Source organism: Flavobacterium sp. ZT3R18 (assembly GCF_007097385.1).
GTDB lineage: Bacteria > Bacteroidota > Bacteroidia > Flavobacteriales > Flavobacteriaceae > Flavobacterium.
The window spans coordinates 24,917-50,868 of the sequence record NZ_VJZS01000011.1 but is presented as its reverse complement, the minus strand read 5'-3'; the positions used below and the strand labels follow the sequence as shown (position 1 = coordinate 50,868).

General features: G+C 30.3%; 26 protein-coding genes. 2 read left to right on the top strand and 24 right to left on the bottom strand.

The window, feature by feature from the left end:
* Window positions 1-40: 40 nt before the first annotated feature.
* Window positions 41-826 carry a hypothetical protein gene (locus FNW52_RS12570; RefSeq protein ID WP_143377823.1) on the top strand — a complete coding sequence of 262 codons (786 nt, stop codon included), beginning with the start codon at window positions 41-43 and terminating at the stop codon, window positions 824-826.
* Between the two features lie 219 nt (window positions 827-1,045).
* Here FNW52_RS12570 and FNW52_RS12565 read toward each other — a convergent pair whose 3' ends face one another.
* Window positions 1,046-1,597, bottom strand: a complete 552-nt coding sequence (locus FNW52_RS12565) for a tyrosine-type recombinase/integrase (protein WP_185965973.1) — start codon at window positions 1,595-1,597, stop codon at window positions 1,046-1,048.
* Between the two features lie 70 nt (window positions 1,598-1,667).
* Window positions 1,668-2,006, bottom strand: coding sequence for a hypothetical protein (locus tag FNW52_RS12560; RefSeq protein WP_143377821.1), 339 nt, complete (start codon window positions 2,004-2,006; stop codon window positions 1,668-1,670).
* A 490-nt stretch (window positions 2,007-2,496) separates the two neighbouring features.
* Between FNW52_RS12560 and FNW52_RS12555 the strand changes: the two genes are divergently transcribed.
* The gene (locus FNW52_RS12555) at window positions 2,497-2,832 is read left to right on the top strand and encodes a hypothetical protein (protein WP_143377820.1); all 336 of its coding nucleotides are present in this window, start codon (window positions 2,497-2,499) and stop codon (window positions 2,830-2,832) included.
* A gap of 22 nt (window positions 2,833-2,854) precedes the next feature.
* Here the strand turns inward: FNW52_RS12555 and FNW52_RS12550 are convergent, their stop codons facing one another.
* The 22 genes from FNW52_RS12550 to FNW52_RS12445 form a co-directional block, all read right to left on the bottom strand.
* Window positions 2,855-3,085, bottom strand: coding sequence for a hypothetical protein (locus FNW52_RS12550; protein ID WP_143377819.1), 231 nt, complete (start codon window positions 3,083-3,085; stop codon window positions 2,855-2,857).
* 60 nt (window positions 3,086-3,145) lie between these two features.
* Window positions 3,146-3,937: a sigma-70 family RNA polymerase sigma factor gene (locus FNW52_RS12545; RefSeq protein WP_143377818.1), complete on the bottom strand. Its 792-nt coding sequence runs from the start codon at window positions 3,935-3,937 to the stop codon at window positions 3,146-3,148.
* 114 nt (window positions 3,938-4,051) lie between these two features.
* Window positions 4,052-6,817 (bottom strand): hypothetical protein, encoded by a 2,766-nt coding sequence (locus FNW52_RS12540; protein WP_143377817.1) that lies wholly within the window; start codon window positions 6,815-6,817, stop codon window positions 4,052-4,054.
* Window positions 6,818-6,858: 41 nt separating this feature from the next.
* Window positions 6,859-9,384, bottom strand: a complete 2,526-nt coding sequence (locus FNW52_RS12535; RefSeq protein ID WP_143377816.1) for a hypothetical protein — start codon at window positions 9,382-9,384, stop codon at window positions 6,859-6,861.
* Window positions 9,384-10,508: a hypothetical protein gene (locus tag FNW52_RS12530; protein WP_143377815.1), complete on the bottom strand. Its 1,125-nt coding sequence runs from the start codon at window positions 10,506-10,508 to the stop codon at window positions 9,384-9,386. The genes FNW52_RS12535 and FNW52_RS12530 overlap by 1 nt, the downstream gene beginning before the upstream one ends.
* Window positions 10,508-10,972, bottom strand: a complete 465-nt coding sequence (locus tag FNW52_RS12525) for a hypothetical protein (RefSeq protein ID WP_143377814.1) — start codon at window positions 10,970-10,972, stop codon at window positions 10,508-10,510. The genes FNW52_RS12530 and FNW52_RS12525 overlap by 1 nt, the downstream gene beginning before the upstream one ends.
* A 1-nt stretch (window position 10,973) precedes the next feature.
* On the bottom strand, window positions 10,974-11,288 hold the full coding sequence (locus tag FNW52_RS12520; RefSeq protein ID WP_143377813.1) for a hypothetical protein: 315 nt from the start codon (window positions 11,286-11,288) through the stop codon (window positions 10,974-10,976).
* A gap of 89 nt (window positions 11,289-11,377) precedes the next feature.
* A complete protein-coding gene (locus tag FNW52_RS12515; protein ID WP_143377812.1) occupies window positions 11,378-11,983 on the bottom strand; it encodes a hypothetical protein in 606 nt (201 codons plus the stop codon).
* Entirely contained in the window at window positions 11,971-13,140 is a 1,170-nt protein-coding gene (locus FNW52_RS12510) for a PBSX family phage terminase large subunit (protein WP_143377811.1), read from the bottom strand. Before FNW52_RS12510 ends, FNW52_RS12515 begins: the two co-directional genes overlap by 13 nt.
* Entirely contained in the window at window positions 13,140-13,697 is a 558-nt protein-coding gene (locus tag FNW52_RS12505) for a hypothetical protein (protein WP_143377810.1), read from the bottom strand. Before FNW52_RS12505 ends, FNW52_RS12510 begins: the two co-directional genes overlap by 1 nt.
* Window positions 13,698-13,784: 87 nt before the next feature.
* Window positions 13,785-14,222 (bottom strand): phage holin family protein, encoded by a 438-nt coding sequence (locus FNW52_RS12500; protein ID WP_143377809.1) that lies wholly within the window; start codon window positions 14,220-14,222, stop codon window positions 13,785-13,787.
* Between the two features lie 41 nt (window positions 14,223-14,263).
* Window positions 14,264-16,474, bottom strand: a complete 2,211-nt coding sequence (locus tag FNW52_RS12495) for a hypothetical protein (protein WP_143377808.1) — start codon at window positions 16,472-16,474, stop codon at window positions 14,264-14,266.
* Window positions 16,474-16,995 carry a hypothetical protein gene (locus tag FNW52_RS12490; RefSeq protein WP_143377807.1) on the bottom strand — a complete coding sequence of 174 codons (522 nt, stop codon included), beginning with the start codon at window positions 16,993-16,995 and terminating at the stop codon, window positions 16,474-16,476. Before FNW52_RS12490 ends, FNW52_RS12495 begins: the two co-directional genes overlap by 1 nt.
* A complete protein-coding gene (locus tag FNW52_RS12485) occupies window positions 16,988-18,136 on the bottom strand; it encodes a phage portal protein (protein ID WP_143377806.1) in 1,149 nt (382 codons plus the stop codon). The genes FNW52_RS12490 and FNW52_RS12485 overlap by 8 nt, the downstream gene beginning before the upstream one ends.
* On the bottom strand, window positions 18,136-18,552 hold the full coding sequence (locus FNW52_RS12480; protein ID WP_143377805.1) for a hypothetical protein: 417 nt from the start codon (window positions 18,550-18,552) through the stop codon (window positions 18,136-18,138). The genes FNW52_RS12485 and FNW52_RS12480 overlap by 1 nt, the downstream gene beginning before the upstream one ends.
* A gap of 90 nt (window positions 18,553-18,642) precedes the next feature.
* A complete protein-coding gene (locus FNW52_RS12475) occupies window positions 18,643-19,227 on the bottom strand; it encodes a hypothetical protein (protein WP_143377804.1) in 585 nt (194 codons plus the stop codon).
* A gap of 93 nt (window positions 19,228-19,320) precedes the next feature.
* The gene (locus tag FNW52_RS12470; protein WP_143377803.1) at window positions 19,321-20,244 is read right to left on the bottom strand and encodes a hypothetical protein; all 924 of its coding nucleotides are present in this window, start codon (window positions 20,242-20,244) and stop codon (window positions 19,321-19,323) included.
* 58 nt (window positions 20,245-20,302) lie between these two features.
* Complete coding sequence (locus tag FNW52_RS12465; protein ID WP_143377802.1) at window positions 20,303-21,619, bottom strand: ATP-dependent Clp protease proteolytic subunit; 1,317 nt, start codon at window positions 21,617-21,619, stop codon at window positions 20,303-20,305.
* A 170-nt stretch (window positions 21,620-21,789) separates the two neighbouring features.
* On the bottom strand, window positions 21,790-24,333 hold the full coding sequence (locus FNW52_RS12460) for an S-layer family protein (RefSeq protein WP_143377801.1): 2,544 nt from the start codon (window positions 24,331-24,333) through the stop codon (window positions 21,790-21,792).
* A 3-nt stretch (window positions 24,334-24,336) separates the two neighbouring features.
* Complete coding sequence (locus tag FNW52_RS12455; RefSeq protein WP_143377800.1) at window positions 24,337-24,663, bottom strand: hypothetical protein; 327 nt, start codon at window positions 24,661-24,663, stop codon at window positions 24,337-24,339.
* Between the two features lie 59 nt (window positions 24,664-24,722).
* The gene (locus FNW52_RS12450) at window positions 24,723-25,175 is read right to left on the bottom strand and encodes a hypothetical protein (protein ID WP_143377799.1); all 453 of its coding nucleotides are present in this window, start codon (window positions 25,173-25,175) and stop codon (window positions 24,723-24,725) included.
* Window positions 25,168-25,947: a methyltransferase gene (locus FNW52_RS12445; protein WP_221933396.1), complete on the bottom strand. Its 780-nt coding sequence runs from the start codon at window positions 25,945-25,947 to the stop codon at window positions 25,168-25,170. The genes FNW52_RS12450 and FNW52_RS12445 overlap by 8 nt, the downstream gene beginning before the upstream one ends.
* Window positions 25,948-25,952 lie beyond the last annotated feature (5 nt).

Here is a 25,952-nt window from a genome sequence, read left to right as displayed (position 1 = left end):
AAGCACTTAATAATAAACAACAACTTAAAAGATAAATACAATGGAAACAATAAAAAACAATGAAGTTAAAGTATTAACACTTGAAGAAAAGAAAGCAAAATTAATAGCTGAAAATAATGAACAATTAAAAATTGCACTTGATAAATTAGAAAAGACCGAAGCAGCTGCTGAGCAAAGAGAAGTTGTAAAAACAAAGATAACAAAGGAATTAGATACATTAAAAAATGCTATATCAGCAAATAGTAATAATATATCTTCTTTAATTGATAAATTCGAAAAAGACTACTATACAAGTTTTTATTCAAATGTTGGTGAAGCAAGAAATGAAATCACCAAACGACATACACGTGAATTGAATGAACTTAACAAGCAACACAAATTAGAAAAAGAAAACTTTAAGGTTATATATAACCTACCCTTTGATTTGGATGCAAAACCAAAAGATGAAAATATTTCAGTTGAAGAAAGAATAAAATATGCATTAGCTAAACGTAGTAATGGTTCAGATAACACACCAGATTATAGAGTTTTAATTATAGATAATAAAGCAGTTGCAGTAATTAAAAATGATGATTCACCAATGCTTTCATCAATAAACGTTCCTTACACCTCAAATAATATTGGTAAAGTAGCAATACTTAAAGCTGATGTACTTATAAAGGAATGTAATAAAAATTTATCAATAGTACCAAATGCAAACAGAATGAGTATTGAAGATATAAAGGATGAACAAAAAGAGAAAGTACAAGATTACATTAATAAAAAGAAAGTTGAAACATCACCTGATATAAAAACAGATTTAGGTGGTGATTTAGGTAAACTATAATAACAAAAACAAATACCACCTAAGAAGATTAAAGGATAACTGTAATGGTTATCCTTTATTTATTACTACGCTCCAATACAGACCAAATAAGACAAGATAAACAACAAATAATATAGGTGTTATATTAAATAATATCGTTGCTTAAATCGTTTTAAAATGAATATAAATAAATAAGGTTATAGTAATTGATAGCCTTTTCTTTTGATTAAATATTAAGTGTTACAGATTCATATATATGTTATTAAGTTCTTCTTGTCTTATGCCTAAATACTTTCGTGTAATTGCAACTGATGAATGATTAAATAATTCACTTAAATAAATCAATGCATTTTCAGATTCACCATTGTTTTGATATACTCTTCTACCAAAAGCCTTACGACACGAATGTGTGGATATGTTAAGTGTTTTGGCTTCTTTGGTGAATACTTCTTTCAACAATCGATTCAAGTGTTGGTTGGTAATTATTGAACCTTTATTTGTTATGAATGGTGAACCAGTTGCATCAGCTGGAATGATAGCCCGAATTGAATCATTGATTGCTATTATCTTTTTCTTACCAGTCTTTTGTTCCGTGATTGCAACCTTATCTTGTTGTAGTTGTTCATAAGTAAGTTGAAGCACATCACCACTTCGCAAACCAGTATTAACTGCAATGATTAAGTAAGTACCAATCAATTTTGTTTTTGGTTCTTTGATTAGTTTGTTAGCAACATTCATTACTCTATCGAAATCAATGTAATCGCTGGTTGTGTTGGAATCTTTCTTGCTCATAGTCTTTATATATTTAAATGTTGATATTGAATAACCACCATCAACCAGCATTAGAATTCAAACTACTTTGTTATTTATATTCGTTTATATATTCAATATCCTTATCAATTCTTTCTTGAAGACAATCAAAGTAAACTTCGTGTTGCTCCTTTTTGATTGTCTTATTACCTTCTAATAAGTAATAAGAATATGTATCATTCCAAGCTAACACAATCAATAACCATCCTTTATGATGGTGACCATTTACCAAAAGAAGTAAACCTTTATTTTGGTAATTAAGTAATCGTTCAACTCCCCAACTCCAAAATACTTGGTGGTTAAGCTTTAATAACTGAACCGTTTCATCAACGTTAAAATCACGTTGAACCAATTTTTCGATATTCTCAAATTTTTTGTTTAAATTTGCCATAGCTATATGTGTTTGATTCATTTGAATCGAATGCTGGTAATAAGCGGTGCTAGTAACACCGCTTTTTTTATTTGGTGGTATTTCAATATGTCAATGAATAAGTTCCTTATTGGAACACTACAAATGTAAAACAAAAAATGTTCACTTACAACATTATTTTATCATAAGTAAACATTTTTTTATAATTATTTTTTTCAATACCTTGCGAACCCTTGATTTTACTGGTGTTCATAAATAAATGTACACTTATGAACTAAGTACACATTTTTATTTTTGTTGATAATGGTGGATTACCAACGATGAAATCAAATAAAGTAAGAATTTTGGGTGTTTTTCCAGATTTCAACTTTTTTACGTGGATTGGCTGTATTTTGGAGAGTATTTTGGTGGGTATTATTTGGATTGCTTTTAATTAAGGCGTAATAATATTTTATTCTAAGATTAAACTTATTTATTTTTTGTATAATTGCTTCAAATTAAAATTTATATAATGGATAAACAAAATGACAATATTGGGTTACTAAAAGATTTTTTAGAACTACATAGTATAAGTTATAACAATGCAAGAGTAGGATTTGATTGTGATTTCGATATTACTGTACCGACAAATATTAACGGTGTAACTGTATCTTGCAAATCAAGAATTACATTCACTGGTAATGGAAAATTTGAAGGTGAAGTAATTGTAGATTGTGATTTACCAACTGCAAAATACCCAACAACATTTTTAGCATATTATAATGATATGAACATTGAAGATGATGCACTAATTATTACAGGTACACATCCATCAATTGGAATATATACAGCTATCTTATCTATCTAAATTATTTAATACAATATGAACGCTATTTTATAGTAGCGTTCATATTATATATTATTTGTTCGATTCTTTTGGTTGATAGTTCATTTTCTTCACCAAGTATAATGTATTTCATTTCTTTGCTTATATTATCATCAAGTAGATTAAAGCTTTCATATATTTTAATATCTCTTAATATCATATAGCTTAGTATTCCATTCTTTACATATTGGAATGTAATGTTTTCATTTTTCTTTAATAGTTCATATCGATTCATTTTGGTTTGTTTTGTTGTTGATGTTGTTTTTTATGTTATGTTTAATGTAAATGCTGGTTTTTACTGCATTCTTTCCTTAAGTTTATTTATTGCTTTATCTCTTATTTGTTGTATTCTAGCTTTGGTCAAATTAAATTCATTACCAATTTTTTGCAATATAATCTTATCACCATTTGCGTTATCAAAACCGAAATACATTTTAATTACTGTTCTTTCTTGTGATGTTAAATACTTCATTGATTGCTTTAATTTATAGTTAACATCATCCTCTTCAAATATATCATCTTCATCAGCTTTAAAATCATCATTATCTTCAATTCGATTTGCATAAGGTTTTGCATAAAAGAAATGATTGATTTCACTTTGTGTAAATTGGTTAAGTTCTTCAATATCATTTTGAAATACTTCATATTGATTTTTTTGAAATAAGCTTTCAACTACTTTACCAATCTTATTAATTGCTAGTGTTTGTTTTTGTGGGCTTCTTATTAAATCGGCTTGGTTCATAAGAAAATCGTTTATTCCTTTCTTTATCCAAAATGATGCATAATAAGAAAACTTAATATTAAGGTCTGGGTTAAACCTTTCAACTGCACTTATTAAACCAATGTTACCTTCACTAATTAAATCATCAAGTTCAATTGATTCTGTTTTATTTAGTATTGACCTATATTGTTTTGCGAAGTGTATAACCAATTTAAGATTTGATTCTATTATTTTATTTCTTGCTGTTGTATCACCTTGATTAATTAAAATGTATAAGTCTTTAACATCTTGTGATGTTAGGGTATCAAATTTTGATAAGTCTTGATAATACTTTTTGTTGATTATCTGTTTGTCATAGTTTTTCATATTTATTGTTTATATATAAATATGCTGGAAAACTGAAAAGAACAGGTTTTGATAAAAATAAACTTGAAATAAATTAAAAAACCTTCAACTGTTTAGATTGAAGGTTTTTAATTTTTAAAAGTTTGCACCACTTTCGATAATTGCAACTCTATTTTGATGATATGATATATCTGTTACACTTACAACTGGTGCTGGTAACATTCTGTTAGCTTGTGCCATCTTTGCAGCAAGTAAATCAATATCAATCTTAAAGCCGTTTTGTCTCCCTAAATTGCTGTTACCTCCAACTACACCACCTCCATTAAAATTAGGCACTCCAATTGATTTAAAGAACATTGAACCACCTGCTGCACGTTGTTGTTGTTCGTTTAAGATAACTTCACCTTGTTTAACGTATGCAAGTGTATCATCACCATTACTTAATGGAATAACATTTGCACCGTTGTTAATTACACCACTTCTTAGCGTTGGAATGATACCACCTTCTGCTTTACTTGGTACTTTGGTTGACACAATGTTTTTAACGGCTGCAAAACCTGTTGCTGCTGCCATTGCAACCGCTGGTATTGCCATTGGATAACCTAACTTAACACCCGCTGCAATACCTAAATAAGTATTAATCAAAGCTTGTGCAAGTGCTGCGGCTTTTCCTGCTGCTGTTTCTTTCCCAAGTAAATCAGCGACAACACCAGCTGTTGCACCCAACGCATTGATTTTGCTTAGTTGTAAGTTTTCATCAATTTGTTTTTGAGCGTTTGCGTGTTTTTGTTTAATAAGAGTTGTATCAGCACCAGATTTATTTGCTGCTGCCAGTTCAGCTTGGTATCTTATATTTTCACGTGCAGTTTGTAAATCAAAATCATTTGTGAATTTTTCCTCGTCTAAGATTCTTTGATTATCTAAATCAATTGCTTGTTTATCTTTCTTTGCTTGTTCTCTTATTACATCGGCTTCATCGTTTTTAACTTTATTATCAGCGTTGATTATATCTACAGCTGCGTTAAAATCAGTTTCGCTTATTTGTCCATTGGCAAGCCTTAAAGTTTGAAATTCAATTTCTTTAATTGCAAGTGCATCGTTTTCACTTTGTTTTTGCAATAGCTTTTGTTCAGTAAAGAATGTTTCATCTTGTATCTTAACATCAATACTTCTTTTGTATTCATCCAATTCAAGTTGAGCATTTGTAATTGCAACATCAGCTTGTTTCTTTGCAAAGTCATTTTTAAGTTTTAATGATTCAGATTCATAAGCTAATTGTGAAATCTTTTTATTATCGTATTCCTGTTTAACAAGTGCTAACTTTTTAGCAAGTAATTGTTGTTCAAAGATTAATTCATCTTCAAGTGATTTCTTTTTAAATCCTTGTTGTGATGTAAACAAATCAATTTCTTCTTTGCTTTTTCTAAGTGCAGCATCAACAACCTTTGCTTGTTGTGCAAGTCTTTTTTGTTCAGCTGCTGTTGCATCTTGTTGTGCTTTTTCTCTTTTGGCTTGTGCATCATCATTAAGTTTATCTTGTGCATTTTGATTCTTTTCAAGTCTTTTAGTTGATTCAGCATCAATTGCAATCTTTCCTAATTCTGCTTTTTTAATTGCATCAACTTCACCTTGTTCAATTTTCCCTTTATTCTGTAATTTAATAGCATAAGCAGTACCAAGTCTTTGAAGGTCTGCTATTTCTTGATTTGTTAAACTTCCTTTAATTCTTGCAGCTTCAATTGCTTGTGTTATATCTTTATTTGAAAGTACTGAACGTTGTTTGTAATTTGCTGTTTCAATTGCTTCTGCTTGTTGTAAAAATGCAATTCTTTCTTTTTCGGTTAGCGTTCTATTTTTACTTTTAAGAATCAATTCATCATATTGTTGTGATGCTTTGGCGTTTGCAACTTCTTGTGAGTTCATAGAATCCTCTAAATCTTGTTGTGCTTCTTTTAACTTGGCTGCATCTTTTGCAGCCTTTGCCATATTATCACCTAATTCAGAAAAAGCTTTACCAGAATCTTGTGTTGAATCAAATAAAGATGCAAGTGCTTGTTGAACAACTCGAATTGCAGCACCAAAGGCTGCCATACCTTGTTCAAGTTTATCCACGAGCGGGTCAAACGTTTTGAAGTAACCGATAAGTAAAACAACTGCACCAATGATTAAACCAATACCAGTTGCTGCCAATGCAAGTGTAAAGATTCTCATTGCTCCAGTTCCAACCGCTGTTGCAATGCTTAAAGCTTTTTGTGCTGTTGTCATTCCATCAGTTGCAGTTGCTGAATTTCTTATTTGGTCAACTGAATCTTTAACTTGGTTTTTCATTGATGAGAAAACACCAGAAAAGTTTGAAAGTGTTTGTGTTGCGGCTTGCACCTTTCCACCAAATAAACCAGTATCTTGTAATGCACCAGTTATTGCGGTACGATAATCACCAATCCCAATTTTTTGTTTTTCGTAACCCGATACATTATCTTTAATGTATTTATTATTTGCATCTAGTTTTTCGTTGATTGCATTTAAAGAAGCTTTACCCTCATCTGTAGTTGTATTCAATTGATTACGTAGTGTAAGCAATTGTTTATTGTTTTCACGTGCTTGTGCTATCGATACGTTTTCTTTTAATACAGCTTGTGTTGTTGCTTCTGTTGCAGTTGCAAATGCACTTTGTGCTGTATTCAATTGTGTAACAATATTCTTTTGCGTTGAATATTCAGATTGAAGTCTTTTTAATTCAACTTCATTTTTTGAAAAAGCATCAGTACTTGCAAGATTTGCATTTGTTAATTCCTTTTGTGCTGCTTTTAATTTATCTATTTCACCACGTGTATCAGTCATTTTACTTATTAATGCTGATGTGTTTATATCCAGATTAAGGATTTCAACTTTGTTTGCCATTCTATTTCATAGTATCTATTTTTATGTTATTGTTTTTGTTTTTAAATGTATATTACATTTGAAGTTACTGAATCGTGTTGTAGTGTTACACCCCAGCTTATAACACTAGTACCACCTAATACACTATTACCCATATATTCCACATTACCTATTACATAATTAGTATTAACACCAGTATAAAATATTGGTAATGAGAAATTATTAAAGTCGTATGTATTTAAAGTTAAATCATCTGGTAACACCATATCAGTATTAAAGTAAACTTTGATTGTTCTTACATTACTATCAATCGAAAGTGTTTCAATACTTGTAATTGTGATATAAGTTAAATCTGCTGCTGGTGGCACATAGTGACAAGTTGAATTATTTTCAAAATAATATGCATTTGAAATAATATTTTCATTTGGTAATTGTAAATAAAAGCCCCAGAAATTTCCAGCTAATACATTAAATGAAATTGTATTACTAACAGGATATACAGTTTCTTCATAGTAATAAACTGGGTCAACGTTAAATGGTGGTGGGAAAACTCCAAAATCGTTAGGTTGTCCAATCACTTTAATTTGATGTGGTAAAACTGCATCAGTTGCAAATGTTATAACAACATTACAACCATTTGTTACAATGTTGGTTATTGTTATATAAGTACCGTTACCAGTACTACCACTACCGTTACCACCTGTATCAAAGTTTTTCATATAATCAACTTTAATTAATTCAACTCTCGTTGATTTTCCATCAATCCAGTTTAATATTTTATTGACTAAATAGTAACTACCAAGTTGTTTAACATATATCAACTTTTTAAAATCGAAGCTTTCAATATCTGAACTATTAAGATAAAATTCAACTTGCAATAATTTTGATTTATCTAAAATTGATTCAATAGTTGAATAGTAATTATAAATAATTTCTTGAAATTTTAATCTTGAAAAACTATCATTCGTGAAGTTACTTATAACTGTACTTACATTCATCACTTGTGACCCTATCCTAACAGGATATGTTGCAGTATAATTGTTAGCACGTAAAAAGTAATATCTACCAGTTAATTCTTTGTAATTAATCGTTGAATCATCTTTAACTTCTTTATCCCAAAACTTATATACATTTGATGTATTGGAAACAAAACCACTTCTATATTCTGGACTATAAATTTTTGATGCAATTACTGTTGTTGAATCTTTTAAATTCTCGTTACTGATTGAAATAAACCCATCATTATGTGTATCATTTTCCGCATTGTATTTATACTTAAAATAACTTTTCTTAGCATAATCATCAACTATATATTTTTCTGAAACTTTAGTTAAAAACTTATCACTCCAATCAAGGTGTTCATCACCTTGTAATATTTCTGCTAGTGTTAAAAAATCAATCTGGTTTGTGTATTTGTTTTTAAACATCGTCAATCCAAACCTTTGCATTATCTCATTAACAAAATCTTTAACTGAAAAATCAATCAAAGCTTCTGAGAAATTCGCATTGTATCCAGTTACTAAATCAATATCAGTTAAGATACTTCCAATAATAGGTGTACCAACACTAAACAATGAATACGATGTATCTTTTGTAACTGCCATTAAACTTAATCTATCACCCGCATTTGCTGATACGATTACTGATTGATAAATGTCACCGTTAATTTGTCCACTTGATTTAAGTGTTGTACCATTATAGATTGACCATTTAACATAACCAGTATTTAGTTCACCGATAGAAAACGACCCACTACATTTAATTCTATAAGAACCACTTACATTAAATGTAGTATTAGTCATTTGTGGTGATGCTATAGGATTAGGTAATAAGATTACATTGTATGAATAAAAACCAAGAACGTTATCATAAAAAGTAACAATATTTGAATATTGTGATGTAACTGGTGTTAAACTTGGTTCATTTGTTGGTACTGGTTTTGGAAATGTCATATAAAGATTTGTGAAATCTATATTTGAAAAAACTGAACCAGAATAACTAAACCCTGCAAAATCAAAAATCCTATTCCATAAGTAACTTACTTTAGCACTTGGTATTTGATAATCAATATTTATATAAGTTGTTGCAGCTGTAGCCCCAGTTGTTGTATATTCATTTTTCCCGTTGTAATCCGCTATAATGTATTTATAGTTAAGTGTAGTTGATGTGAATGAATTCAAAACATTGTCTAAGTTTTTTATATGATTCAAACCTTGAATCCCTACATCACTAAGATTTTTGTTTTCAATTGCTTTAAAGAAATCAATGTTACCATCATAAATGTTAAGATTGAAAAATTCATCAGTTTGGGTAAATACACCCCAACCATTATAAATAACTGCATCGTTACCAACAAAATAATTCACAACATTTTTTTGATATGGTAGATTAGAATCGTTACCAACTACACCCAAAAAATCCATCGTTAAAATATTCTTTGGAGTTTTAGGAATCTTGATATTTTTAGTGAAGTTTGTTTGTCTATTTGACAAACTAGCCAAATCATTAACTTGAAATGTTTTTGAAATTTCTGTTACATCGGCTAATTCAATTTCTTTATTATTTATATAAAGTTTTTCATTATTCATTATAATGTTTGCGTGTATATCTCTGGTAACGTTATTGTAATATTCATTTTGTAGTTTGAATATTTATTATTGAAAGGGATTGAACCATCACTTATTTTTACACCTATGAATTTTCCTTTAACAAATTGATTGAATGGTGTTGTATGTACATACATTTCAACTTTGGGTGATAGCAAGATTGATTTCACATATTCTTTTTCTTGTTCGTTGAATCTTGCATTTAGTTTTAAAGTTTCAAAACCATTCTTACCAGTAATGTTACTGGTGCTTGTGATGTTTTGTAAATTATCGGTGAAACCATTTATTTCATCAATTGTTTTTGTGCTTAAGGTATTTTCAAATATTTCATCAAATAACCAATAAGACCACCCACCAGAAGCATTAAACCATTTCAAATAAACACCAGATTTTGATTCATATCTTTTAATGTTAATATTTGAAGAGAAAGAACCATTAACCCATAATTCAAGATTGTTTAACGTGGTTGATAAGTTGATTAATTCAGTATTAAATTCATTAGTTTCACCATCTGAAAAATATATCCTTTTAACTTCTGTACTAGTACTTGTAAACATACTAGATTGATTAACTGTACTTGTATTCTTAAACTGATAGTTATAACCTATATTCAACCCATATATAGCAATATCAAACGGGTAACCTTCAAAATATGGTGCATAGTAATCAATATTATTTAGTGTTGGTAGTAACACCCTAACTGGATTTGTAGATTCAATTTTTTGGATATAGTTTGGTAATTGTTCAACACTTTTAATAAATGAATAATTTTTAGTTACTTGAACCATTGAACTAGCATCATAAATTTTAATGAGTGCGGTTAAGTTATATGATAGTGTTGTATCATCATAAATGAATGATGTTGTTAAGTCTGGAATCAAAGTATCATTGAAATTATTTTGATTGATTAAGACCTTAACAATATCTTTAAAGTTGAATGTGAATACTCCATTGATTGGGTAAACCTTAAATATTTTTGAATTAATAATTATTTCTGAATATCTTACATCTGTTAAAGTATTACAGTGATATTCAATTATTGAATTGTTATAAGCTGGATTTAAGTTTAATGGTGTTTTGTTAAATATAATTGAACCTGTTGACATTATTTATTTTGGACTAATTTTTCTATCATTACAGTTACTTCATTAACAAAAGCTGTAACGTTTATTTTATTCAACCTTTCAAGTATTGAATCAATTCTTTCTGGTGTAATCACTTCATCATATATATGAAGATGGTTTTCTTTGTTTGTTCCTTTTTCACCAATCTTTCTAGCAATTAAATATGCGAGTGTTGATATTTTCATTTTATCTTCAATTGGTTTTATTCCTTTTTGAATTAACCATTTTTCGATTGGTGCAATTGGTGGCATTCTACCAGCGACCCTACCAGCTAAATAAACATAACCAGTTAAAGTTGCTGATGTAGGTGTATATTTGATTTCTAAACCCTTTTCGAATTCACCAGATACTTTTTTACCACTTGCATTATAAACAGCTATTATATCAGCTTTAATTGCTTCAAGTTCTTCTTTAATTACAAGTTGGTTTTGTTCATCAATATTCATCTTATTTAGTTATTGTAATACTATAAGTGACAAGAACACCATCAAGATTAAAATCAAAAAGGTTAATTACTTCCATTGTTTGAAACTTGTTAATTTGATAATCTGAACAAAGAATTGAATCTTTAACAAATTGGTTTGAATTGGTTATTAATGGTCTTATGTTGTTGTCAAATTTATCTTTATACCCTTCATCAATATCACTTGAAACAAGCAACATATATTTTCCAGTATAAGTTTTTGTTTCGTATCCAGAATCTGAAAATGAACTATCAATTGTAATTGGGTCAACGAATAAATGAACCTTTCCGTTATCCATTCCACCGTATAAATTTTGATAATCACTTCTTGAATACTCAAAGACCCAATCATTATTGATTGATACATTTTTTAAAAAATCATATAGCATTATTTTAGTTGTTGTTTTCTTTCTAACTCAGATATTTCTTTCTGAATCTTATTCTTTTCGTTATCCATTCTTAACTTGGTAAATACAACCAAGTATGGTAACTTTTCTATTTCATTCCATCGAAGCACATCTTCTTTGGCTAATGAATCAATTACATTTAATTCTTTAAACTTTGACATTCTTTGTTTGGCATTAACCGATTCAACATTTATATCAAATGAATCATCTGTTAACTCATTTATTTCCATATTAGTTATTTCGATTAACTCACTTTTTATATTAGAAATAATACCGTAGAAATCAGTTATTGTAAAGTTTAATATGTGTTTATCTTTTAATCCAGTTACTAACTTGATTGATTCAATTATTGAATCAATTGAACCTACATTAAAATTGTCTCTTATTGTTGTTACTTCACCAAATGTTAATTGCTTTACTGGTGTTATTTGAAGCTTTTTAGAGTTCCTTTTGTACCATTGATACATTGGGTTATTTATTTCTTTTAATGGCTTTAAAAGGTCTAAAATCACTAAATATTCTTGTACTAGTTTTTTATCTTTCAATTGAAAGAATTGATATACTTTATAATTAATTATCTTTTCCATTTCAAGTTGAAGTGTGTACTTTTTTTACTGAACTTCATTAAGAAAAAATACCTTAATGCATCAATAATATGATTATAAGTATCAATTGGTATTGATGTTTGATTACCTTCTTTATCTTTCATCCAAACATAATTTTGAAGTTCTTTTATAAGGTTGATACTTCTGCTGGTAACTCTAAATGGTTGTTCTTGGATTAACTGAATACCGTAATTGATTGAATCTTTACCTTTAACAACTGGCAACACCGTTAAGCCGTAGTACTTCAATTCAGCAATTGATTTTGGTTCAGCAGAATCAGCATATATAACCCCATTTTTTGCATTACTGGATTTTATGAGTGCTGATAGTTGACTGTTTAATAATCCTTTTTGATAAATAACTTCATCAACTATTATTTCACCATTGTAACGATATACACTTACTAATGCTGATGGGTCATTTGTGAAACCAAAATCAAGTCCAGAACCTAATAGCTCTGCATTTTCTGGTAGTGAATCAATTTCTTTCCAATCTGTTAGTATTGCGCCAGATTGAATACCAAGTTGACCCAATCCCATTACTTTCCATCTATTAGCCCAATAATCACTTGTTGTTGCTTTTACTTCCCAACTTTCGATTTCAGTTACAATTTTCTTATCTAAAAACTCATTGTCTTTGTATGTTAGAATCAAAAAATCAACTCCATCATTACCAATCAATTCAGTATGTGCATAAAATGGTGCTGATGGATTGTAATCTAAAAATGTGAATTGTTTTGTTCTAACATTTAATTCTTGAAAAGCTTCAAAACTTACATTATTTGCTTCGTTGATAAATAAAATATCTCTTCGTGAACCTCTTAATTTTGTTGAATCATCAGCTGAAAAGAATTCAAATGTTGATTTATTCAGTTGATATGTTCTATCTGTTTTATTGTGATTCTTTTCATCATACAAACCCAATTTGACAATTATGTCTTGAAAATCTTTGTATGCTCCACGCTTAAGTACTGGTATCGATTCAGCAACTACGCTTATCAACACTTCACGTTTAAGTGCATAAAGAATTAGGTAATGAAGTATTGAATATGTTTTACCAGCCGATGTACCACCTTGTACAACTCTTATAGGTTGTTTCAATGCTGCAATTTTTGTAAATGCTTTGCTTGGTGTAATCATTAAAATCCAATTTCATCTTCTTTTTCGTTATCAGTTAAATAATTAACATCTTTTGGTTTTGGCAATTGAATTGGTTTTACTTCTTCATAATCAGCATTAATAAGATTATCAATAAGCTTTCTTTGTTCTTCACTTCCAGCTGTGATTTGTATTACAGTTGCTTGTTCATTCTTATTAATATTTTCTGAAATGTGTTTAAGATTCCATTCAACAAATTTGCGTTCCATTATCCAAGCGTAACGTGTCCATTGACCCGTTGTATCATCCATCATCTTTTTTGCAAGCATTTGTTTTTGTCTTATCAATGCTAAATGAATCATTCCTATAAATTCTTTTCCAATTTCTTCATTTGGGTGAAACTTTCCAGCTTTCCATTTTTCAAAAGTTGATTCACTTATTTTATTTTCATCTGGTAAATTTTTATTAACCAAAAAAACAAGGTCTTTATCTGTTAAGAAAAGTATATCTTCATCACATAATACTGTATTAAGTTCAGCAACCCAATATTGCATTTTAAACGGTCTTCCAGCCCCTCTTTTTTCTAATTCATTATTCATAGTTATAATTGTTTATATTTCAATTATACTATTGTTACGGTTGTTTGTAAAGTCAAATAAAAAAGCTACCTATTTGGTAGCTTCTTATTATTCTTTTTTATCTTCAATTATTTCGTTTAAATCCTTTTTAAGTGATTTAAGTTTATCAATAAATTCTTTAAATAAAACCCAAAAAGATTTGTTTCCTAGTTTCATACTTGATTCATCAAGTGATTTAATTTCAATATAAATCCAGAATGCTGTCATTACTTTTGCAAGTAAATGTGTTATACCAAATAGTAATCCACCAAGTATAAATTTATCAATTAGGAAAGCCATTATGATAGTTGTTAAATAAAAGAATGACTTAACAACTATATTAAATAACTTATGTGATTTGAATGATTCCACCCCACCAAGTTTGATTGATGTGTATATTCCAAGTGCTGTATCACTTAAGATAAAAAGTATCATTATTAAGATTAACCCTTTTATTGGAGTAAAGAAGGTTGTGAAGATTGCTAGTATTATTAAAAGGGTTTTCAATGTGTTTTTGAAATGTTAATTTGCTTTATTGTTATTGTATTTTATGGTTTTCGATATACAACTCTACTACCAGTAAGTGTATATAAACCACCAGAAGGTAATAATGAATCTGCATCAGCTGCTGCATCATTTGCATAAGCACCATATGTCTTAATTGATAATCTATCAACGAATGTTGTATTTGCTGTTGTACCAGTTATATTTAATCCAAACACTATTGTATTGGCACTATTTGCTTGTGAATTATTACCGTGTACAAATGAAGCACTACCTAATGCCTTTGATGAAATACCACTAGCGAATGAAACAGGACCACTAGCGATTGAAGTATCACCTTGTGCGTGTGATGCATTTCCAATTGCTTGGGTAGCACTACCTTCTGCGTGAGAACCAAAACCTCCACTAGCAATTGTATTACTACCTTCAGCGTGACTACTATCACCAAGAGCCTTAGTACTACCACCTTCAGCGTGACTAGCATTCCCACCAGCTACTGTACTTTGCCCTTCAGCGTGACTTGAAAAACCACTAGCAACAGCATTTTGACCTTCAGCTAATGCACCTGTAGCAGTTGCTCGATTAGTAGAATTAATCATAACAATAGCATTAGTCCCAGTTCCAGCACTCCAATATGAACTACCACCAGAACTAGTTGTAACAGAACCATCAGCCATTAAATATTGTGATGAAGTACCACTTGGGATTTTAAAACCTGCTGCTTTTACTTTACCTGTAGTTATTTCTAATTTAACATCAGCATCATAAGTTCCATTCGCACCAATTAAAACTAAACCAGCTGATTCATAAATCATTGACTGCTCAATAGTTCCAGTTGCTGAACCAAATCTGGCAATAGCTTGTGGAACGTGATTATTTTCAGTTAAGAAGTTAGCTGTAAGTGTTGAACCATTTGCCATTAGGAATTGGTTAGCAGTTCCACCAAAAAGTTCAAATCTTGAAGCTTTTATAAAACCATTTTTTTGAATTGAAGTAGTAACTGTTCCATCATTTGTGATTGTAAATGCAGTTGATGGTGAAAGTATTGTAGCATCAATTCCAGCAAACCAAGAAAATACTGGACTTGCAATATTTGCTTTTAAATTCAATGCAACTTGTGTTGGGTTACTAATTGGTTTATTTATATCACTAGTGTTATCAACATTACCTAGACCTATATCATTTTTATTAATTACAGCAATTACAACTTTACCAGTTGAATCAATACCAAGATTGTTTACTGATGAACCAGCTGGTACACTTTTGATGTTTAACCCATCAACAAATGTGGTATTAGCTGTTGTACCAGTTATTCTAGCACCTAATACAATAGTATTATCAGCTGTAGCGGTTGAAGCTGAACCGTGAACAAATGAAAAGTTACCATTTGCTATTGCACGAGTTCCACTTGCAAAACTTGATTCACCATTAGCTTGTGAAAATATACCTTGTGCTGTTGCGTAGTTAGTTGTAGCACTAGTTTGGTTACCTTGGGCGTGTGAATAATTACCAGATGCAAGTGTCTTAAAACCTTCTGCGTGTGCATTTGTTCCCGTTGCTTTTGTTTGGTCACCTTGTGCGTGTGATGCACCACCACTTGCTATTGTACCAACACCTTCTGCGTGTGATATACCTCCAGTTGCTTGTGTATTTAATCCTTCAGCGTGTGAGTTTGAACCAAATGCTTTTGTTAGTTCACCTTCTGCGTGTGATGTATATCCTGTAGCTTGCGTTTGATAACCTTCTGAATATGAATAAGTACCAGATGCTATTGTTTGATAACCAGCAGCAAGTGAATAATTACCACTTGCATCATTTTGATTGTTTTTTATTTTGATTGCATTAGTTCCTGTACCAGCTGACCATACACCACCAGCATTAATTGCAATTTGTTGTGCAGTACTAACTGGTTTGTTTGCATCACTTGTATTATCAACATTACCAAGACCTATATCAGCTTTATTAATAATAACAACGCCTGTTTTACCGTTTACAGATTCAACATCGCCACCTACACCACCTTTTAAAAACAAAATAGGCGCTAACACATCAATCAAAGCAATTTGTGAAGTATATACAATACCATTTACTTGTACATCACTATAATGTGTTGATGACATCAATTGAAAGCGATTATCATAAGCATTATAAACGCTTATATTGTTTAAGCCGTGAGGTATAATTATAAAGTTTTTGATATATTTTAATCCATTATATCGAAATGTTTTTGAATCAATTGTTTGAAATATTTTCATTAAATTTTTCTAAATCTAAATGTTCTTTCAACATCAGTTGAATCTGAACCATATACGTTATTATGCCAATTTGGGAATGTTGATGTACTTACATTCAAATACATCTTGATTATTTCCCATCTTGCTCCAGCAAGTTGTAATTGCTGTGTACTTATATCTTTAAGTGAATTTCTATCAGCTATTTCACCATCTTGTGGTGTCTTTGTAGTCGCTCCAAATGGTGTAAAATTGGTATTGATTTGTAGTACATACTTAGACATAAAATAATCACTTAAAAGTGCTTTAATTCCGTCTTGATGATAGTTAACACCGAAGTAATTGAAATCACAACCATCTAACAAAGGTTGATAGGTTGGATTGGTTAAGTTGTTTAACAAATCAAAATAAAACCTATCACCTAAATTTACTTTTAATTCAGTTATTTGGGCTTGTTCAATAATTGGATTAATCTTTTTTTCATCAATCTTATTACCAATATCTTTATAAGCTTGTAATTGTGTTGGTGTTAATATATTATTCATTTATCGGTTGCTGTTTTTGAATTATCGGTGTTATTGTCCAATCATTTGAAGGGTTGATTGGTTGATGGAATTTTGAAAACAATAATTGGAAAGCATCAGTAATGATATTTCTTTCTTCTTCTTTATTTTCCCAATGCATTTGTTTAGCTTGAATCAATAATTCACCGCTATTACCAAAAATGCTGTTATCTGAATCTTCAATTAAGATTGAAGGAACACCAAAAGCTTTACGAATATTTTTTGCTGTTGATTGTTCAGTACTTTCAAACTTTTTATCATCAATATTTGAATCAATGTTTTGAATAAGTATGTGTTCAGCTAGATTATCACTTTCAAGATTTGCTTCTAAAAGCAAAACACCACTTGAATTTTCTGAACCTTTTAAATCTTTGATTGTAGCTTCAAAATCTCGTCTTTCACTATCATTTTGAAATGGTTTTGTTACAAATAATTTTGCACCAAAAAATCCTTTACGTAAACCACTATTTTTAAATAATGCAGCTTGAAATTCAGAATCAGCATCATAAAGAACACTATCAACATCACTTAAAGAATACAATTCATTAAAATCAGCTGTAATGTGTAATATTTGCCCTTTGTACTTGTTCCAACCACCAGAAAATTCAACTTGTGATTCAATTACTTTAGGATTTGGATTGAATTTATCAATTATATTAAAGTCCTTTTTTTCAATCTTTTTACCTTTTGATTTATCCCAGTTGTCATACACTATATACTTACCAGCGTAACCAGTTGAATCAGCTTTACCAATTCTTCCATCTTCACTTGTGATTAAATCAACACTAGTTACTTCATAAAGTGCATTAAAATTGATGTGTAAAAAGATGTTGTTTTGCTCGCTAAATTCCCTTGATACAATTCTTAGTAATTGATTAACATTAAGACCTTTTTTGTTGATTATAAGAGTATTTTTATCTGGTACATTTTGAGTAAATTCAAAACCTTTACCGTATATGTATTTTGCATTTAAATCAACACATTGTTTTGCTGTTACTGATGAATTAATTAACGATTTAACTAATTGTGGATAACAGTTATCTAAACCCCAGTTGAATATTCCATCTACAGTATTGTATTTTATCGATAATCTATTATCAACATCAACTAACTTTATTTTCATTATTCATATTCATTTTCTGTTTCGTTATTTTCAATCAATTCTTTCCAATTTTCTGGATATTTTTCAAACATTGATATTCTGTTTGGATTAGCTTGTAAAAAGCCAATTGCAACATCATCATCACATTCGTTTTGGCTAATAAATTGACCATTATCAAATGTTATTTTTGATACTCCTAAATCATTTCTTAATTTGAAATTATTTGCAATTTCATTATCTAACACTTCAACATCTTTTGTGATACCACTATCAATTAACTTTTTGTAGTATTCTGAAAATTTATCTTTACAGCTTGTACATACTTTTACATTGAAAACTACTTTGTAAAAATCAGTCACTTCATTCTTTAATTTTGCATTACTTGAAAGTTCATCGAATGGTATTTGAAGTAATTCTTTTAATCTATCTATATTCATATTTTTGTCTTTTTAAATAAAAAAAGGTAGATAGCTTTTATATCTATCTACCTTTTAATTATACTATTTTAATCTACTTTTGTAAAGTTGTTACGCTCCTAAAAACAAAGCGTCATATTTTGTTTTACTTGCTGCATAAGTACCTTCTAAATAAACGTTGAATGGATATGTTTCACCGAAGTTTTCAACACTTCCAATTTTAAATAAGAATGAACCATCATTTTCAAGTGAACTTGCTGAACCTTCTGACATTCTTAATCCGTTTTCAATTCCAAAAACTTTGTATTTATCTACATTACCAGCACCAGCAAATTTTGTTGCTACTACTAATACAAATTCACCACTTGATAATTCTTTAATTCTTTCAGCATCTGTTGCTGATTGTCCAAAAACTCTACAAGCAAATGAATGATTGAAAGTATCTAATCCATCATTTACACTAAATTCAGTTGCTGTGTTACCTAATTGTTTAATCCAACCGATTTCATAACCTTTTGACCCGCTTTTAAGAGTTAAATTGGTTACTGTTGCACCCGATTGTGTAAGTGCTGTTAAGTCAATATCACTTTTATTGATTAATACCGCTTTACCACCATCAAGACCACCAATTGCACGGTGTGCAGTTGTACAATCATAACTAATGTTTGCTGATAAGCGATTACATAAATCTGCCATATTATATTATATATTTTTTTCTTTTATGTTATTTTTTTAAAGCTTTGGGTGTTTATTACAACACCCATTACTTAATATTTTTATCTATTATGATTAAGATATTTTTAATACAATTAATTCATTTGGTCTTGCAACCTGTACACCTAATTTGTATGCAACTTTGATTTTAACTTTTTCAATTGTATCAAGATATACAGCTGATGCATTATCAGCATCAGTAAGTAAATCTGTACCAATTCTATAATTAGGAATTCTACCAGCGTGTACACGTTTTGAACCATTTAAACCATTTAAAGCATAAATTTTTACATTAGTTCCAGGCACAACCAATTCACCGTTAACAGCATCTACACCATAATGGAATAAGTTAGCTGCACGCAATGCAGTTGTATAGTATCTAAAATAATCCCAAGACATAAAGATTCCCATATCTTCTTTATTTAATATACTTGTTGGAATAGCAGCATAAAGTGCATCAATATTAGTCATTGCATTTGCAACTGTAAAAGTTGCAGCTGTAACAATAGTTACACCAGTAGCACTATCAATTATTTTGTTATAACCATCAAAACGGTTTAGGTCTGGATTTCCAGACGCTGTATCACCTTGCCATAAAGCTGTTTCATTTTTAGCAGCTAATTTCTTTGTGATTTCATCCATTATTTCAGTTTCAAACACTAAATCAGTATCAGCCGAACCAGCTGTCATTTTTGTGTTCATCCACTTGTTAGTTAAGACTTTTGGGTCTAAGAAGAGTCTAGTACAAGAAGGTGCAACCGTTAAAATTCTTTGAGTAAATACAACCTCTCCACCTGTATCAACTGCTGAACCAGTACTATCATCAGCAATCATTGGATTAATATCCATTAAGTTTAACGCCTCAGAATGTTTAATTCCAACTTGAATGTTATTTTTAAATAATTCTAAAGTTTTGCTTTCGAAAATAGAAGCTCTTAAAATTTCTTGGTTTTGTTCGTTAACGAAATCTGTTAACGCTGATACATTATATCCAGCCATTTGTTTATTTATATTTTTTTTCTTTTGCGGGTTGTTGTCCGCTTATTTTATTTAATTGTTATTTTAATCTGTTTGCGTTTAAGATTTGATATGCTCTATTTTCAGACATATTATCAAAAGATGCTTTCACATTTGTTTTGTTTTCTTTTTGTTCACTTTTAAAATCACTTCCAACACTTTTTGCAAGTGCTAAATATTTGTTTTCGATTTCAACTTGTTTAGCTGCCATTGCTTCAATTACTTCAAGCATTTTTTCAACTTCTGAATTGTTTTCAACTGGCACATCTTCAACTGGTGCTTCTGCTGGTGTTGATACTTCTTTAACTTCTACAATTACACCATCAGCATCTGTTACAACACTTCTACCATCAGCAAGTTCATATTCGTTTGCACTAACAGCATAATCAACTGAATCATAAGTGTATTTCATTACTTCACCAAGTTCAAATGTTGTGTTGATTACTTCCATTTCATACTTTCCAATTTGTTTAACCATTTCAGCCTTTGCATTTGGTTCAACTGGTACATCTGTTAGTTCTTCTGCTGGTGTTTCAACTTCTGCTGGTGCAATTTCAGTTACGATACCTTTAACAGCCGTAATTGTTGAACCATCTGGCATTAAAAACTCACCTTCTGCTGGTTTACCATCAACCATTACTTTTGCATCAACACTTGCAACTTCTGTTGCTTCTAAATCAGCAAAAACAAGTTCAACACCTGTTGCATCTTGAAGGATTAATTCAGCTTTAATGTTTAATTTTCCAGATACCATATTCATTAAGGCATCAATTTTTTTATTTAGTTTATTCATTAAACTTTCTTCTTTATCTACTTTGTTATTGTGTAATCTTGCAACCGCTTTTTGTGCAACTTGAAGTGTTGTTGCAAAACCCAAATCAAGGGCTTGTGTTGCGTTTAAATATGTTTCACTCTTAAGTAGTGAGTGAATTGTTTCTTTATCAATTTGGATTGCTTCACTATAAAATTTAACAAGTGAATCTTCTGTTGCTTTTAATTCAGATAAGTATTCATTTAAAGTTGAATAATCACCTACTGCTTCCATCCAAGGTAAGTGTATCATTAAAGCACCTTCACAACCTTCTGGAATTATTCGAGTATCACCAGCCATAAAGATTACACTAGCAATGCTGTAAGCTTTGGTTGTATAAGTTGTAACTGGAACACTTAAATTTTTTAAATAATTGTAAATATCATTTCCAGCATCAACATAACCACCTACTGAATCTATCTTAACTAAAAATGATTCACTTGTTGATTGTGCTTTAACTTGTTTGATTACATCAAGTAATGTTGTATCAACTCCTATTTCTCCCGTTACGTGTATTGTACCTATCATATAAATGAATAGTACCATATATTGATAAGATGTAAAGTACTACCTAATTATTGTTAGGGATAGAAATAAAAAAAGCCAGCTTGTGGGCTGGCTTTAATTAATAATAATTATGAAAAAACAAAATAAAAATTTGAGTGATTTATTTAATATAATAGTACTTGTATATGTTTATTTTGTAAAATTAAATTTTAATATTTTGTTTCAATATAAATTTTGTTTATACCTAAATTTGTTGATGTAACTGGTGTTAATGCTCCATTACTTGCAAGTACACCAGCAGTTAACATTGTTGTATTAACTGGTAAATTTGTTGTTGCTGTTCCTGTTACTTCTGTCCCTGTATTTAAATCTTTAATTGACCAACTAACACTTGAAGCATTAGGTGCTGCATACATATATACGTCATAACCTTTGTTATTCACAATAGTTAACCCAGTACTTACTTTAGTTAATGTTGTTGCATCACGACTTATAAATGAAATAAGACCGTTATCACTATCATCAACACCAAAACCAATTGTATTTGCTAATAGTGATGGATTTGCTGTTATAACGGTTGTTGCTGTATGCATACCACCAAAAAAACGACTTCCATTTGTCCAAGTATCAAAACCAAATCTTGCCCCAAAAAAGAAACCACCAATACCAGTTGCACCACCTCTAAAATACATAGCTTCTGTATTTCTTTGTCCTAAAACTTGATTAGTTGTTGTTACTATATTTGCATATCTACTTCTTTTCATCGATGTATATACATTTGTAGTTGTTGGCAATCCAAGTGAAAATGTTCCCGCATTAGCTCCAACCGTGCCAGTCCATAAACCAACGTTTGTATTTGTATTTTGCCACATACATATATTAGTATCGAAAAATGAATTTTGAATAATATTATTTACACCTGTATCATCAATTGTTTTTATTGATAATTTACCACCAACTTTTTTTGTATAAATACCCATTTTTCCAGTTGATGGTGTTGATGGGTCGGTTGTAGATTGATTAATTAAAATTTCTGGATTTGCTCCATTTAATCCAAGTATTTGATTTGTGTTAGACCAAGTTAAACCACTATTTGCACCAAATGCACCAGCGTTATTAAATTGAATTTGTGTATCACTTCCAGATGGTGAAGTTGAACCCGTACCACCACCAGATGTTATTGTAACAACTTTTCCATTAACATCAACACCGATTGCTTGACCTGTTGAACTTGGTGATGCTGATGTTAATCTTTCAAGCCTTAAACCAGAATCATTTGCAGCTTCACTAAAAATGTGTAATGCTGTTGATGGTTGTACTTTGTTTACACCAATTCTACCATTTGTTTGACCAGTTATTGATGGGTCTGTCGAAGTGTTTGAATAGGTTCCAGTACCGAATAAAACACCACCAATGTTAATACTATTAGCTTGGGCATTTGGTAATGAAATGTTTGTACCAATAATAATATTATTACTCCCAATAGTATTAGTACCAAAATTAGGGTTATAACCAGCTCGATAACCAATTAAAATTGAATTAGCAATACCTTGACCACTACCACCAGCATTTCTACCAATAAAAATTGAACTTGATGAATTAGACGCTGAATCACCAGCAGCACTACCAAGAAAGACTGAATATGATGAATTACTTGCCTGTCTACCAGCAGTATCACCAATAAAATTTGCGTAATATGAATTGCCAGCACTCGAACCAGCACTTCTACCAAAACAATTTGAATTATATAAATTAGCTGAACTAGCACCAGCTTGATACCCAAAAAAGTTTGAATAAGGACAATTAGTTGAACCAAAAGAACCTGCATTTTGACCAAAGAAATTAGAGTTGTTTGACCCAGTTGCACCATCACCTGCATAATAACCAAATAAATTTGAATAAGTAATAGCACTATTACTATTACCAGCATTTAATGCTGTTGAGTATAAATTTGAAATATTTACTACTTCAATTGGTGATGAACTACCACCACCAGTACTATAACCAGTTACACTAAATGTACCACCTGTATTATTTGTGAATACAGATGTACCAGCTGAATGTGTACCCCCTGTTATATATGGATTGTTACCAACATCACCTTTAAGACCTTGTAATCCAGTTTGACCAGTTGCACCGCTTAGACCTGTTAAACCTTGAATACCCTGTATTCCTTGTGCGCCTGTATCTCCTTTAGCACCAGTTGAACCACTTAGACCTTGGATACCTTGCAAGCCCGTTTGACCAGTTGAACCGCTAAATCCTTGAATACCCTGTATTCCTTGTAAACCAGTATCACCTTTAAGACCTTGAATACCCTGTAGACCAGTTTGACCGCTTAAGCCTTGTACTCCATCATTACCTGTATCACCTTTAGCACCAGTTGCACCACTGAAACCTTGAATACCCTGTATTCCTTGAATTCCTTGCAATCCATCATTACCAGCTTCACCTTTCAAACCAATCAAACCTTGTTCACCCTTTGCACCAGTATCACCTTTAGTACCCTGTATTCCTTGCAACCCAGTTTGACCAGTATCACCTTTAAGACCTTGAATACCCTGTTGACCAGTTGCACCACTTAAACCTTGTTCACCCTTTGCACCAGTATCACCTTTAAGACCTTGTACCCCAATATCAGCAATTTCAATATTAACTTGATTAACATTTTCAACTAAATCAATAATTATGTTTTCATTTTCACCACTAACTGTTATATTAACAATTTGGTTGTTTTCATTTATTTGTATCATTTATTAGTTGGTTATATCTTGTTCAATTATCATTTCACCACCAAAGTAAGTTGTTATTGTTCCATCACTTAATGTAACTTGACAATCATAAAAATATGTTGATGGTGCAACATCAATTACCTTTGGGATTAATGTTATTTTACCATTTATTGCATCCGTTATTAATATACTGTTGTCAATTGTTGACCAAGAAAAAGAAGATTTTGAATTGATTTGTGATTTAAATTGTAATTCAACTTTTGCACCTGTAAAATCAATCCCGAATGTTATTTGTTTATTTTTTGTAGTATCACCCTTTACGTGATTTGGGAAATCATATTTTGCTATCATTTAATAATTAGTTATTTACATTATTAAATAATTATACTAGCAAAATGAAGTTTTGTAAATTATAATATTCGTTTAAAAATATCTGGTATAAAGAAATACACATTTAAAACAATTGAAATAATAAGTATTACAATCAATCGCCAATCTTGAACTATAACCTTTTTGAATTCATCTTTCTTTTCGGCTACATTATCATTGTGAATATTTGTATCTTTAATAGTTGTTGTACTTGTACCTTTTAAATCAATATTAGCTGTTATACGATTGTTTTTACCTTCAATGATAATCTTGCCTTGACTGGTGTAATACGATTGCTTAAACGGCTTTAATTTACCTAATGAATCACAAGGTGAATCAACATAAACTACTTCTTTTATCGTTGGGTATATTATCTTTTCCGTTTGGATATTTATTGAATCATATTTGATATGTTCCTTGAATTCGTATGTAGATTTTTTAGCTGTGCAACTTGTAATCAAAATTGCTAGTAGTATTGTTAGTATTTTATTCATTTATCATTTCATTAAAATCAAATGTTATTATTTCAACTGTCGGTGCTACACCATTCCATTTATCAATATGATAATTACAATCTATCCCACAATTAAATTGATAATCTAAACCAGTTTCATTAATAAATTTTTTAACCTTTTGCGGAACACTTAAACCAGCTTCATTATATCCTTTTGATTCACTTCTTAAATCTTCAAAATATGGTCTTCCAGAATATCGAAATGGTGTTGACATTTGCGGAACTATAAAAACACCATAATCAGCAATCAATGATGCAATTTCAATTGTTATCAAATCAAATTCAGCACCTTTATATTTTAGTTTATCATTCGTTGATAGTCCTGTTTTAATTTTTCCAAATGGTGGATTACCTATTGCTTGGTCAAAGTGTTCAAATTGTTCAAAATCGAAAATTGACCCGCAAATCCATTTTGCCTCTGGTAATAATTTTTTACCTACTTCAACATATTGCGGGTTTAGCTCGATGCAAGTAATATCTTTACAATCTTTATAGTGATAAGCAAAGAATGATAACATACCAATTCCAGCACATAAATCAACAACCTTTGCACCTTCATATACTTCAATTGAAAAATCTTGTGCTAATCCTATTGGTGTGAAAAAAGCACCAGCTTCACTATTAAGTGAATTTGCTGATTCATTCCATTTTTCATAAACAATCAATTTTTCATCAAATGTTAATACATCTTTCTTTAATAATTCAAGTGCAATATTATGTTCACTTATTTGTTTTTTAGTTAATTTACTCAATTCAT